11 protein-coding genes are annotated in these 13217 nt (G+C 75.3%); all 11 read right to left on the bottom strand.

Annotated elements, in window-relative coordinates; translation table 11 throughout:
- Positions 1-8: 8 nt before the first annotated feature.
- From murC to H596_RS20695, 11 genes are read right to left on the bottom strand one after another with little or no spacing between them, the layout of a single operon-like run.
- Positions 9-1463, bottom strand: coding sequence for a UDP-N-acetylmuramate--L-alanine ligase (murC, locus tag H596_RS0108020; protein ID WP_027284441.1), 1455 nt, complete (start codon positions 1461-1463; stop codon positions 9-11).
- Complete coding sequence (murG, locus tag H596_RS0108015) at positions 1463-2593, bottom strand: undecaprenyldiphospho-muramoylpentapeptide beta-N-acetylglucosaminyltransferase (protein ID WP_027284440.1); 1131 nt, start codon at positions 2591-2593, stop codon at positions 1463-1465. Before murG ends, murC begins: the two co-directional genes overlap by 1 nt.
- Positions 2590-3765: an FtsW/RodA/SpoVE family cell cycle protein gene (locus H596_RS20705; protein WP_408735275.1), complete on the bottom strand. Its 1176-nt coding sequence runs from the start codon at positions 3763-3765 to the stop codon at positions 2590-2592. Before H596_RS20705 ends, murG begins: the two co-directional genes overlap by 4 nt.
- Positions 3762-5099, bottom strand: coding sequence for a UDP-N-acetylmuramoyl-L-alanine--D-glutamate ligase (gene murD / locus H596_RS0108005; RefSeq protein WP_027284439.1), 1338 nt, complete (start codon positions 5097-5099; stop codon positions 3762-3764). Before murD ends, H596_RS20705 begins: the two co-directional genes overlap by 4 nt.
- Positions 5096-6184 carry a phospho-N-acetylmuramoyl-pentapeptide-transferase gene (gene mraY, locus H596_RS0108000; protein WP_027284438.1) on the bottom strand — a complete coding sequence of 363 codons (1089 nt, stop codon included), beginning with the start codon at positions 6182-6184 and terminating at the stop codon, positions 5096-5098. Before mraY ends, murD begins: the two co-directional genes overlap by 4 nt.
- Positions 6181-7548, bottom strand: a complete 1368-nt coding sequence (locus H596_RS0107995) for a UDP-N-acetylmuramoyl-tripeptide--D-alanyl-D-alanine ligase (RefSeq protein WP_027284437.1) — start codon at positions 7546-7548, stop codon at positions 6181-6183. The genes mraY and H596_RS0107995 overlap by 4 nt, the downstream gene beginning before the upstream one ends.
- Entirely contained in the window at positions 7545-9023 is a 1479-nt protein-coding gene (locus H596_RS0107990; RefSeq protein ID WP_027284436.1) for a UDP-N-acetylmuramoyl-L-alanyl-D-glutamate--2,6-diaminopimelate ligase, read from the bottom strand. The genes H596_RS0107995 and H596_RS0107990 overlap by 4 nt, the downstream gene beginning before the upstream one ends.
- Complete coding sequence (locus tag H596_RS20700; RefSeq protein WP_084602636.1) at positions 9010-10971, bottom strand: peptidoglycan D,D-transpeptidase FtsI family protein; 1962 nt, start codon at positions 10969-10971, stop codon at positions 9010-9012. The genes H596_RS0107990 and H596_RS20700 overlap by 14 nt, the downstream gene beginning before the upstream one ends.
- Entirely contained in the window at positions 10968-11810 is an 843-nt protein-coding gene (gene ftsL, locus H596_RS24370) for a cell division protein FtsL (RefSeq protein ID WP_027284435.1), read from the bottom strand. Before ftsL ends, H596_RS20700 begins: the two co-directional genes overlap by 4 nt.
- Positions 11807-12745 (bottom strand): 16S rRNA (cytosine(1402)-N(4))-methyltransferase RsmH, encoded by a 939-nt coding sequence (gene rsmH, locus H596_RS0107975; protein ID WP_027284434.1) that lies wholly within the window; start codon positions 12743-12745, stop codon positions 11807-11809. Before rsmH ends, ftsL begins: the two co-directional genes overlap by 4 nt.
- The gene (locus tag H596_RS20695) at positions 12742-13200 is read right to left on the bottom strand and encodes a division/cell wall cluster transcriptional repressor MraZ (protein ID WP_037300544.1); all 459 of its coding nucleotides are present in this window, start codon (positions 13198-13200) and stop codon (positions 12742-12744) included. The genes rsmH and H596_RS20695 overlap by 4 nt, the downstream gene beginning before the upstream one ends.
- Positions 13201-13217: the final 17 nt, after the last annotated feature.

Here is a 13217-nt window from a genome sequence, read left to right as displayed (position 1 = left end):
GGCCGCCCTCAGGCACGGCGCAGCGGCGTCACGCGCGCCCCTCCCGCCAGGCCCGACTGCGCCTGCAGCGCCGCGATCTGCTCGGGCAGCGCATGGGCCCAGGCCGTGATGTTGCCCGCGCCGAGGCAGACCACGTAGTCGCCCGGCCGGGCGATGGCGTGGATCATCTCGGGCAGATGCTCGGGCGAGGGCAGGGGCACCACGCTGCGATGGCCGCGCGCGCGCAGCCCCTCCACAAGCGCCTCCTTGTCCACGCCCGGGATGGGCGCCTCGCCGGCGGCATAGACATCGGCCACGATCACCGTGCCGGCGTCGTTCATGCAGGTGCAGAACTCGCCGAAGAGCTGGGAGAGGCGCGAGTAGCGGTGCGGCTGCACCACCGCGATCACGTCGCGCGCCCCGGCCTGGCGCGCGGCCTTGAGCACGGCCGCGATCTCCACCGGATGGTGGCCGTAATCGTCGATCACATGGATGCCGCCCACCTCGCCCACGCGGGTGAAGCGGCGCTTCACGCCCTTGAAGCCGGCCAGCGCCTGGCGGATCACGTCCTCCCCCACCTCCATCTCCACCCCGATGGCGATGGCGGCGAGCGCGTTCTGCACGTTGTGCGCGCCCAGCATGGGCAGGCGGAAGGGCTTCATGGTGCGCACGCGGCGCGTCAGCCGGTCCTGGATGCTGACCTCGAAGGTGGCGCCGAGCCGGTCGGTCAGCACCTTCTCGGCGCGCACATCGGCCTGGGGCGAGAAGCCGTAGGTCACGATGCGGCGATCGAGGCGCGGGATCATCGCCTGCACCGCCGGATGGTCCATGCAGAGCACCGCGAAGCCGTAGAAGGGGATGTTGGAGACGAACTGCGCGTAGCCCTCGCGCATCGCCTCCTCGCTGCCCCAGTGGTCGAGGTGCTCGGCGTCCATGTTGGTCACGACCGCGACGGTCGCGGGCAGCCGGAGGAAGCTGCCGTCGCTCTCGTCGGCCTCCACCACCATCCACTCGCCCGTGCCCATGCGGGTGTTGGTGCCATAGGCGTTGATGATGCCGCCGTTGATCACGGTGGGGTCGAGCCGGGCGGCCTCGAGCACGGCGGAGATCAGGCTCGTCGTCGTCGTCTTGCCGTGGGTGCCGCCCACCGCGATGCCCCATTTGAGGCGCATGAGTTCGGCCAGCATCTCGGCCCGGCGCACCACGGGGATGAGGCGCGCGCGCGCGGCCTGCACCTCCGGGTTGTCGCGCTTCACGGCGGTGGAGACGACCACCACCTGCGCGTCGCCCAGATTCGCCGCGTCATGGCCGATCATCACCGGGATGCCGGCCTCGCGCAGCCGGGCCACGTTGTAGCCGTCCGCGATGTCGCTGCCCTGCACGGAATAGCCGAGATTGTGCAGCACCTCGGCGATGCCCGACATGCCGATGCCGCCGATGCCGACGAAATGGATGGTCCCTATGGAGAGAGGCAGCGCGCGCATCAGCGGGACTCCTGGTGGGTGGCGGTGCGGGCCGCGGCGTCCATCACGGCGTCCGCGAGTTCCCGGGCGGCCTGGGGCCGGGCGAGGGATGCCGCATGCCGGGCCGCTTCGGCAAGCCTCTCGCCGGAGCCGAGCCATTCGGCGAGAAGGGCGGAGAGCCGGGCGGGACTCGCCTCCGCCTGGGGCAGCACCCGCGCGGCCCCGGCCGCGGCGAGCGCCCGCGCATTGGCCGCCTGGTGGTCGTCGATCGCGCCGGGCAGCGGGATCAGGATGGAGGGCCGCCCGGCGCAGGCGAGCTCTGCCACCGTCGAGGCCCCCGCGCGCGCGACCACGAGATGCGCGCCCGAAAGCCGCCGCGCGATGTCGGTGAAGAAGGGCGAAAGCTCGGCGGGGATGTTGGCGGCCGCATAGGCGGCGCGCACCCGCTCCAGATCCTCTACGCGGCATTGCTGCGTCACCACCAGGCGCGCGCGCAGCGCCTCGGGCAGCGCGGCCACGGCGGGCGGGACGATCTCGCCGAAGATCCGCGCGCCGAGCGAGCCGCCGGTGACGAGCAGCCGCAGCGCGCCCTCGGTGGAGGGGTAGGGCTCTCCGACCAGCGCGGCGAGCGCGGGGCGCACCGGGTTGCCCACATGGCGCGTGCGCGCGGCGGCGGGCACCCGCGCCGTCTCGGGGTAGGAGAGGGCGAGCAGATCCGCCCGGCCGGCCAGGGCGCGGTTCGCCCGGCCCAGCACCGCGTTCTGCTCGTGCAGGATCAGCGCCGGCCGCCGCGCGCCGAGGCTCAGCGCGGCCAGCGCGGGCGGGATGGAGGGATAGCCGCCGAAGCCCACCACCGCCGCCGCATCCAGCCGCTTGAGCAGCCTGCGCGCCGTGAGCGTGCCGGCCGAGAGCGCGAGCGCCCCGCGCAGCGCGCGCAGCACGCTCCGCCCCGCCAGCCCCTCGCCCTTCAGCACGAAGCGTTCGGCGTTGGCGAAGGCCGGGCTGTCGAAGGCGGCCGAGCGCGCGTCGGTGAACAGCACGATGCGCTGGCCCCGCGCGGCCAGCTCCGCCGCCAGCGCCTCGGCCGGAAACAGATGCCCGCCCGTGCCCCCGGCGGCGATGGCGATGGGGCGCAGCGCGGCGCCCCTCATGTGGGGAACGGCGCGCGCAGGCCCGCCGTGTAGGGGTTCAGCCCGCCCTCCTCCGGCGCGCGCGGCCCGCGCCGGCGCGTCAGCGCCAGCAGGAAGCCCATGCCGATGGCGAGCGCGAGCACCGAGGAGCCGCCATAGCTCACGAAGGGCAGCGTCATACCCTTGGTCGGGATCAGGTGCAGCGAGGAGGCCATGTTGATGAAGGCCTGCAGCCCGAACTGCACGAGCAGCCCGGTGGCGGCGAGGCTGACGAACAGGTCGCGCTCCTCCATCAGCCGCAGCAGGCCGCGGATCACCACGAAGGCGAAGATGGCGAGGATGACGAGGCAGGTCAGCAGGCCGAACTCCTCCGCCGCCACGGGGAAGACGAAGTCGGCGTGCGCGTCGGGCAGCACGTCCTTCACCCGGCCCTCGCCGGGGCCGCGGCCGAAGAGCCCGCCATTGCCGAAGGCCTCGAGCGACATGCGGATCTGGAAATTGTCGCCCGATTCCGGGTCGAGGAAGCGCTGGATGCGCGAGCGCACATGCCCGTGCAGGGTGAAGGCCGCGACCGCGAGCCCCGCCACGCCCGCGCCGCCCAGCGCCACCCACATCAGGTTGATCCCCGAGACGAAGACCTGCGCGAGGAACACCGCGACGATGACGGCGAGCATGCCGATGTCCGGCTGCTGCTTGAGCAGGAAGGCCACCCCGCCCACCAGCACGAAGCCGAGGATGAGGCCGGGGAAGCGCCGCTCGCGCTTGCCCTCGGCGATCAGCCAGCCGCAGACCACCGCGAGGCAGGGCTTGAGGAACTCCGAGGGCTGCAGCGACATGCCCGGCAGCGAGAGCCAGCGCCGCGCGCCCTTGATCTCCGTGCCGGCCACCAGCGTCAGCGCTGTCAGCGCCAGCGCGCCCAGCGCGCCCAGGATGGCCAGCCGCAGCACCCAGCGCGGCGTCAGCAGCGAGACGACGACCATGACCACCACGGCGAGGCTCGAGTAGAGCACCTGCCGGGCGAGGAACATGTGGCGCGAGGAGGCGCCGATGCGCTCGGCCACCGCCGGCGAGGCGGAGAGCATCATCACATAGCCGATGGCCACCAGCGCGAGCAGCGCGGCGAGCGTCCAGCGGTCCACGCTCCACCACCAGCGGCCGAGCACGGAGGTGTCGGTGCGCGAGATGGCCATCAGCCGCCCCCTTCGAGCGCCGCGACCAGGGCGCGGAAGCGGTCGCCGCGCTGGTCGAAGCCGGTGAACTGGTCCCAGGAGGCGGCGGCGGGCGAGAGCAGCACCACATCCGCCGCGCCGCGCCGCGCCGCCTCGGCCGCGCGCGGAACCGCCTGCTCGAGCGTGCCGCAGAGCGCGTGCGGCACGCCATGCGCGGCGAGCGTCGCGGCGAAGGCCGGTGCGTCGCGCCCGATCAGGAAGGCCTCGGCGATGCGCGGGAACCAGGGGGCGAGGGGCGCGATCCCACCCTCCTTGCCCATGCCGCCCGCGATCCAGACCACGCGCGGATAGGAGGCGAGCGCCCGCGCCGCCGAATCCGCGTTGGTGGCCTTGCTGTCGTTGACGAAGGTGACGCCGCCGATGCGCCCCACGATCTCCTGCCGGTGCGGCAGGCCGGGATAGGCCGCAAGGCCCGGCGCGATCGCCTCGCGCGGCACGCCGAGGAACATCGCCATGGCCGCCGCCGCCGCCGCGTTCTGCGCGTTGTGCGCGCCGGGCAGGGTGGGGCAGCGCGAGAGATCGGCCAGCACGCCCTCCGCGTCGCGCAACAGCCGCCCCTCCCACCAGACGCCGCCGGGGCCGAGGGGCAGCACGCGCCCCGCCACCTCGCCGGCGAGGGAGCGCGTCCACTCGTCCTCCTGGCCGAGCACGGCGAGGTCCCCCGCCTGCTGGCGCGCGAAGATGCGCGCCTTGGCGGCGCGGTAGCCCGCCATGTCGCCGTGGCGGTCCAGATGGTCGGGCGAGAGGTTGAGCATCGCCGCGCAGTGGAATCGAACCGATTCGATTCGCTCCAGCGTGTAGCTCGACATCTCGAGCACATAGACGCCGTCGTCGCCCAGCAGGGGCATCCCCAGCGCGGGCGGGCCGAGATTGCCGCCCACCGCGCAGGCGATGCCGGCGGAGGCGAGCAGATGGCCGAGCAGCGCGGTGGTGGTGCTCTTGCCGTTGGTGCCGGTGACTCCCGCGAAGCGCGCGCGCGAACCGGCCGCGCGCACCGCGCGGTGCAGGAACTCCACGTCGCTCAGGATGGGCGCGCCCGCCGCGCGCGCCGCCGCCGCCGCCGGGTGCGGGGCGGGCAGGCCATGCGGGATGCCGGGCGAGAGCAGCAGCGCGTCGAAGGCGAAGCCCGCCGCCGGGTCGGCGACGCGCAGCCCCGCGGCGGCGGCCTCGGCGCGCGCCGCCTCGCGGTCGTCCCAGCAGGTCACCTCGGCGCCCCATTCGGCGAGGCGCCGCGCCGCCGGCAGCCCGGCCTTGCCGAGCCCGACGACGGCGATGCGCTGTCCGGCGAAGGGCCTCATCGGATCTTCAGCGTGGAAAGACCGATGAGGGCGAGCACCATGGCGATGATCCAGAAGCGGATCACGATGGTTGCCTCCGCCCAGCCTTTCTTCTCGAAATGATGGTGCAGCGGCGCCATCAGGAAGACGCGCCGCCCCGTGCGCTTGAACCAGAACACCTGGATGATGACGGAGAGCGTCTCGACCACGAACAGCCCGCCCACGATGGCGAGCACGATCTCGTGCTTCGTCGCCACCGCGATGGAGCCCAGCGCGCCGCCGAGCGCGAGGGAGCCCGTATCGCCCATGAACACCGCCGCGGGCGGCGCGTTGAACCACAGGAAGCCGAGCGAGGCGCCGATCAGCGCCGAACAGAACACCGCAAGCTCCCCCGCCCCCGGGACGCCATGAAGCTGCAGATAGTCCGCGAAGACGCGGTTGCCGACGAGATAGGCGATCAGCGCGAAGACGGCGGCTGCGATCATCACCGGCACGATGGCGAGCCCGTCCAGCCCGTCCGTCAGGTTCACCGCGTTGGAGGCGCCCATCATCACGAACATCCCCACCAGCGGGAAAAGCAGCCCGAGCGGGATCAGCACCTCCTTGAACACCGGCACGGCGAGGTTGGAGTTCAGCGCGGGCGGCAGCAGCAGCATGATCCAGACGCCGGCGAGAAGGCCGATCGCGCCCTGCGCCAGCAGCTTCGCCCGGCCCGAGACGCCCCTGGTGTTGCGCTTCGTCACCTTCAGCCAGTCGTCGAGGAAGCCGAGGCCGCCATAGCCGAGCGTGACGAACAGCACCGCCCAGACGAAGCCGTTGCGCAGATCCGCCCAGAGCAGCACGCCCACGCTGAGCGCGAGCAGGATGAGCAGCCCGCCCATGGTGGGCGTGCCCTTCTTGGTGATCAGGTGGCTCTGCGGCCCGTCCTCGCGGATCGGCTGGCCGCCGCGCTGGAAGCTGCGCAGCCAGGCGATGATGGCGTTGCCGAAGACGAGGCAGATCAGCAGCGCCGTCATGCAGGCGGCGCCGGCGCGGAAGGTGGTGTAGCGCACCAGGTTGAACAGGATGAAGTCGTCGGCGAGCGGGCCGAGCAGAAGCGGGATCATGGGGCGTTCCTCTCGGTCAGCGCGCGGACGATCTCGGCCATCCGCATGCCGAGCGAGCCTTTGACGAGCACGGCGTCCCCGTCGCGCAGCGCGGCCGCGACCAGCGGCGCGAGACTCGCGGCGTCCGGGACATGCGCCCCCCGCCGGTCGGGCGGAAGCGCGGCGAAGAGATGCCCCATGAGCGGCCCGCAGGCAAACACGAGGTCGGCCCGGGCTGCGTCGGGCGCAAGCCCGGCATGCAGGGCGGGGCCGAACTCGCCCAGTTCCAGCATGTCCCCCAGCACGGCGATGCGCCGCCGCGCGGGCTGGGCCGCCAGCACCGCGAGCGCGGCGCGCACCGCGCTGTCGGAGGCGTTGTAGCTCTCGTCCAGCAGCAGCGCCCTGCCGCCATCGGCGGTGGGGATGGGGCGGATCTGCCCGCGCCCGGCCCCCGCGCCGAAGCCCTCCAGCGCCGCGGCGGCGAGCCCCGCATCGCCCCCGGCCGCCTGGATGGCGGCGAGTGCGGCGAGCGCGTTCAGCGCCATGTGCCGCCCCGGCTGGGCGAGGCGAAGGCTGACGTGCCGGCCGAGCAGATCGAACTCCGCCACCCCGCCTGCGGCCTCGCCCTGGTAGGAGAGGAGCCGCGCCTCGGCCTCCGCGTCCTCGCCGAAGCCCAGCACGCGCGCGCCCCGCGCCTCGGCGATGCCGGCCATGCGCGCGAAGAAGGGGCTCTCGCGCGGCAGGATCGCGACCCCTGCCCCCGGCGTCAGCCCCGCCGTGATGTCCGCCTTCTCCTCGGCGATGGCCTCCTGGCTGCCGAGGTTGCCGATATGCGCCGTGCCGATGGCGGTGACGATGGCGACATGCGGCGCGGCGAGGCGCGAGAGGGGCGCGATCTCGCCGCGGTGGTTCATGCCGATCTCCAGCGCCGCCCATTCCGTCGCGCGCGGCATGCGCGCGAGGGTCAGCGGCACGCCCCAGTGGTTGTTGTGGCTGGCGGCGGAGGCGTGCGTCTCGCCCAGCGCCTGCATGGCCCGGCGCAGCATCTCCTTCGTCGTGGTCTTGCCCACCGAGCCCGTGACGGCGACCACGCGCGCCCGGCTGCGCGCCCGCCCCGCCGCGCCGAGGGCGGTGAGGCCCGCGAGCGTGTCGGCCACGCGCAGCGTGGGGCCGTCGGGGATGTCGCGCTCCACCATCGCCGCGGCACCCTTGGCGAAGGCCTCGGGCACGAAGTCGTGCCCGTCGCGCGCCGCGCGCAGCGCGACGAAGAGATCCCCCGGCGCGAGGCTGCGCGTGTCGATGGAGACGCCGTGCACCGCGAGGGAATCGGCGCAGACGCCGCCCGTCGCCTCGCGCAGCTCCGCCGCGGTCCAGAGCGGGCTCATGCGCCGCCCCCGGCGAGGCGGCGCACCACCTCAGCGTCGTCGAAGGGGTGGGTGACGCCCGCGATGGTCTGGCCGCGCTCATGCCCCTTGCCGGCCACCGCCAGAACATCGCCCGGGCCGAGCGCGGCGAGTGCGGCGGCGATGGCGGCCTCGCGCGGGCCGGCGTCGCGCGCGCCGGGCGCGGCGGCGAGGATGGCGGCGCGGATGGCGGCGGGGTCCTCGCCGCGCGGGTTGTCGTCGGTGATCCAGACCAGGTCGGCCGCCGCGGCCGCCGCCGCGCCCATCAGCGGGCGCTTGCCCGGATCGCGCTCCCCGCCCGCGCCGAAGAGCACATGCAGCCGCGCGCCGGGCGCGACATGCGGGCGCAGCGCGGCGAGCAGCCGGCTCAGCGCATCCGGCGTGTGGGCGTAGTCCACATAGACGGCCGCGCCGTTCGGCAGGGTGGCGGCGAGTTCCATCCGCCCGCGCACGCCAAGCAGGCCGGGCAGCAGGGCGAGCAGCCGCTCGCGCCCGAGCCCGAGCGCCCGCGCGAGGCCCATCGCCACCAGCACATTGTCCGCCTGGAAGCGGCCGGGCAGGGCGAGCTCGACCTCCGCGCGCGCGCCCTCCATCTCCAGCAGCAGGCGCTGGCCGCGCGGCAGGGGCGTCTGCGCCAGCAGGCGGATGTCGCGCCCCGCCTCGCCCACCTCGATGGCGAGGAGGCCCCGGCGCGCAGCGATCTCGCGCAGCGCGGCCAGCGTCTCGGCCTCCATGTCGGCGTGCAGCACGGCGGGCGCGCCCGGGGGCAGCAGCGCCTCGAACAGCCGCAGCTTGGCGGCGCGATAGGCGGCCATGCTGCCGTGGTAGTCGAGATGGTCGCGCGTGAGGTTCGTGAAGCCCGCGGCGGCGAGGCGCACCCCGTCGAGGCGGCGCTGGTCGAGCCCGTGCGAGCTCGCCTCCATGGCGAGATGCGTCACCCCCGCCCGCGCCAGCGCGGCGAGGCTCGCATGCAGCGCCACGGGGTCGGGCGTGGTGAGGCTCTCGCCGGCCGGGAAGCCCTCGGCGATGAGGCCGAGCGTGCCCAGCGAGGCGGCGCGGTGCCCCGCGCCCGAGAGAAGCTGGCGCAGGAAATCCACCGTGCTCGTCTTGCCGTTGGTGCCGGTGACGGCGACGACCACCTCGGGCTGCGCGCCGTGGAAGGCGGCGGCGAGGCGCGCGAGCAGGGCGCGGGGTTCGGCGCTCTCCACCACGGGCAGCCGCGCCACGCCCTCGGGCCAGGCGAGGCCGGGGGGTGCCAGCACCGCCGCCGCACCCCGGGCCACGGCCTCGGCGAGGAAGCGCGCCCCATCGGTGCGCGCGCCGGGCAGGGCGGCGAAGAGGAAGCCCGGGCGGACGGCGCGGCTGTCGGCCGTCAGGCCGGCGATGCGCAGCGCCGCGGCGTTCCCCGTGCCCCCGGGGGGCTCTCCGCAGCGCGCGAGCAGCTCATCGAGCGTCACGGCCGGTCTCGGCGGGCGTGAGGGCGAGGGCGAGGCGCGGCGCGGGCATGCGCGGCTCCGCGTCGGTGCGGCGGATGGGGCTGCCGGGCACCTCCACCGGCACCGGCGCGCGCGGGCCGAGGGCGGGGGGCGCGGCGGGCTGGGCCGCGGGCTGCGGGGCGTGGCCGCGCGGGCCGGGCGTGGCCGGCGTGGCGGCGCGCGGGCGCGGCGGCTGCAGCGGCAGCGCGATGGTCTGCTGGATCTGGGCGATGCGCTCCGTCTCGGGAACGAGGCCGAGGATGGGCGCCACCCGCTCCACCACCCGCCGCGCGGCCGGGGCGGCGACCACGCCGGCGGTGGCGAAGCCGCCCGTGTCGGCGCGCGGCTTGGGCTCGTCCACCATCACGTAGATCGCATAGCGCGGCGCGTTCATCGGGAAGGCGCCGACGAAGGCGGAGATGCGCCGGTTCTCGGAATAGCCGCGCCCGCGCTCGTTGGTCTTGAGCGCGGTGCCGGTCTTGCCGCCCACGAAATAGCCCGGCGCATCGGCCGCCCGGCCCGAGCCCTCGGTGACGGCGATGCGCATCAGCCGGCGCATCTGCTCGGAGGTGCGCTCGCTGATCACGCGCGTGCCCTCGCGCTCCGCGCCCTCGGGCTGGGCGAGGATGGTGGGCGTGCGGAAGATGCCGCCATTGGCCAGGGTGGCGATGCTGTTCACCACATGCAGCGGCGTGACCGAGACGCCATGGCCGAAGCCGATGGTCATGGTGTTGATCTCGCGCCAGTCGCGGCTTCCGGGCAGGAGCACCGCCGCCGCCTCGGGCAGCTCGATGGGCAGGCGCTGGTGGCGGGCGATGCCGAAGCGCGCGAGGAACTCGCGGTGCCGGGCCGGGCCCACCGTCATCGCCATGTGCGCCGTGCCGAGGTTGGAGGAATAGGCGATGATCTCGGGCAGGGCGAGCCAGCGGTTCTTGCCGCGGAAATCGTTGATCTCGTGCCCGCCCACGCGGATCGGGCGCGAGGCGTCGAAGCCCGAATGGAGCTGCACGGTGCCGAGTTCCAGCGCCATCGCCGCCGTCAGCAGCTTGAAGGTGGAGCCGGGCTCGTAGACGCCCTCCACCGCGCGGTGGAAGCGGTTCTCGGGCGGGGAGGCGGCCGGGTTCGCGCCGCTGAAATCGGGCAGGGAGACCATGCCCAGCACCTCGGCCGTGTGCACGTCCATCACGATGGCCGCGCCGCCGATGCCGTTGAAGCGCTCGATGGCCCAGGCGAGCGCCTCGCGCAGCTCGCGCTGCACGCGGATGTCGAGGGAGAGGCGCAGCGGCTCGCGGCTCGTGCGCAGGCGCTCGTCGAACCAGCGCTCGGCGCCGAACAGGCCCTGGTTGTCCACGTCCACGAGGCCGAGCACATGCGCCGCGTCGCGCCCCTTGGGATAGGTGCGGCGCTCGGCCGTCTCGAAGTCGAGGCCGACGATGCCCAGGGCGTTGATCCGCTCCATCTGCTGCGGCGTGATGAAGCGGTCGATGTAGGCGAAGACGCGCGGGCCGGAGAGCCGCTCCACCAGCCGCTCGCGGTCGAGATGCGGCAGGATGGCGTGCAGCCGCTCGGCCGTCTCGCGCGGGTTCTCGATCAGGTTCGGCCGGGCGTAGAGGGCGAGGCCGCGCACCGTGACGGCCAGCACCTCGCCGTTGCGGTCGGTGATCTCGGCGCGGCTGACGGGCGGCTCCGGCCGGGGCAGGCGCGGGGCGGAGGCGATGCGCGAGGCCTCGGGGTTGATGATGGTCTTTTCCGCAAGCCGCAGCCCCACCGCGCCGAAGAGCACCGCGAAGCCGATGGTGGCGAGGGCGAGGCGCGCGCGCACGCGGCGCTGCTGCGCGGCCTCGGCCAGCGGCGAGCGCACGGCCACGCGCCCGTCGCGCGCGGGCAGGACGGGGCGGGCCTCGGGCGGGGGTGGCGGAACCGCGGTCATCGGCTGAAGGGCACGGGGGGCGGCAGGCTCGCCCCCGCGCCGAGCAGCGAGCCCTGGGCGGGCGGCGGGGCGGGCTGGACGTGCAGCGCGTGGCGCAGCGGCGGGGCGGGGGGCGGCGGGGCGGGGCGCGGCGGCGGCGCGGCGGCCCCGGCGATGGGCGGCAGGCGGGCGGGCTCGGCCGGCGGGCGGCCGGCGGGGGCCGGCGTGGCGGGCGGCGTGGCGGCGGCGACCGCGACCGGGCGCGGCGCGGGGCGGGGGGCCTCGGACGGGGCCGCGGCGGGGCCGGAGGCGGCGAGGGCCGGCGCGGCGGGCTGGCGCGGGGCGGGGGCCGGCGCGGCCACGGGCGCGGCGGCGGGAGCGGGCGCGGGCGGGGCCGCGCCGGCGCCGGCCGGGGCGGGTGCGGCGGGGCGCGGCGCGGCGGAGCGGGGCTCCTCGGCGGCGCGGGCCAGGGCCGCGACGCTGGCCGCGGTGAAGACCAGCGGCTCATGCGGCGAGGAGGGGGCGTCGGCGCGCTGGCGGAAGCCGGCCTCGGGCGGGGCGACGAAGGCCAGGGCGGCGGGCAGGCGGCGCAGCGCGTCCTCGGCGCGCAGGAACTGCTGCGGCTCCATGGGCTGCATGTCGCGCAGATGCGCGCCCGCCAGCGCGCGCAGCCGCTCCTGGTCGTTCAGCCGCGCCCATTCGGCCTGCAGCAGCCGGGTGCGCTCGCGATGGGCCTCCGCCTCGCGGTGCAGTTCGCGGAGCTGGCGCTCCTGGCCCGCCACCTGCTCCTTGGTGTGGAAGACGTAGAAGCCCGCGCCGACGAAGGCGAGGGCGGAGAGGAGGGTGAGCGGGCGGATCATCGCCCCTCCTCCGCCTTGCGGCGCAGCGCGCGCAGCCGGGCGCTGCGGGCGCGCGGGTTGGCCGCCACCTCCTCCGCCGAGGGCAGGAGGGGGCGCGGCGTCAGCAGCTCGAAGCCCGCGGGGGCGGGGCGGGCCAGCAGCGCGGCCGGATCGTGGCGGGAGGCGGCCGGGGCGCGGCCGGCGGCCTTCTGGAAGGCGCGCTTCACCAGCCGGTCCTCCAGAGAATGGAAGGAGACGACGACGATCCGCCCGCCCGGGGCGAGCAGGCCGAGCGCGGCGGAGAGCGCGCGCTCGATCTCGCCCAGCTCGTCGTTCACCCGGATGCGCAGCGCCTGGAAGCTGCGCGTCGCGCCGTCGATGCCCGAGGGGTCGCGCGGGACGGCGCGGCGGATCACCTCCGCCAGCCGCAGCGTGGTCGTGAAGGGGGCCTCGGCGCGGGCGCGGACGATGGCCTGGGCGACGCGCCGGGCATGGCGCTCCTCGCCGAGTTCCCAAAGCAGATCGGCCAGTTCGCGCTCGGGCAGGGTGTTGACCAGATCGGCCGCAGTGGGCCCCTCGCGGCCCATGCGCATGTCGAGCGGCCCCTCGGCGCGGAAGGAGAAGCCGCGCTCGGGCTGGTCGAGCTGGAAGGAGGAGACGCCGAGATCGAGCACCACCCCGTCGAGCGCCGTCACGCCGCGCGCGGCGAGGTGGGCGAGCATGTCGCCGAACCGCCCCTCGATCAGGTGCAGCCGGCCGGGGAAGCGGGCGGCGAGCGCCGCGCCGCGCGCGATGGCCTCGGGGTCGCGGTCCATGGCCCAGACGGTGCAGGGGGCGGCCTGCAGGATGGCGGCGCTGTAGCCGCCGCCGCCGAAGGTGCCGTCCAGGATCGCCTCGCCCGGGCGGGGGGAGAGGGTGGCCAGCACCTCGGCGAGCATCACGGGGATGTGGCTCATGCCGCCCCTCCCTTGGCGCGGGCGGCGGCGGCGCGCTGGCGCTCGGCCATCGCGGCCATGGCCTGGCGCATGCGCTCGGCGAAGGCGGGCTTGGACCAGATCTCGAGGAAGCTGCGACGGCCGACGAAGACGAGCTCGCTCTCCAGCCCCGCATAGGCGATCAGCTCGCCGGGCAGGATCACGCGGCCGTCGCTGTCGGGGGTGACGGGCACGGCGGCGGCGATGAGGGCGTAGAGCTGGTCGTCGTCCTCGGGGGCGATGACGTCGGTGGGGCCGAGGCGCGGGGCGGCGTCGCTGGTGACGGCGGAGGCGGGCCAGCCTTCCAGGAAGGCGCCGCGGACGGAGGGCCGGAGGTAGAGCGGCTCGCCCTGCAGCACGCGGCGGAAGCCGGCCGGGACGATGCAGCGACCCTTGCGGTCCAGCGTGCTCGTCTCTGTGCCGACGAAATCGCCCATCGAAGCGTCGGAGCCCC

The organism is Rubritepida flocculans DSM 14296 (assembly GCF_000425365.1).
Classification (GTDB): Bacteria; Pseudomonadota; Alphaproteobacteria; order Acetobacterales; family Acetobacteraceae; genus Roseococcus; species Roseococcus flocculans.
The sequence above is the reverse complement of the archived record's forward strand: the minus strand, read 5'-3'. Positions and strand labels throughout refer to the sequence as shown.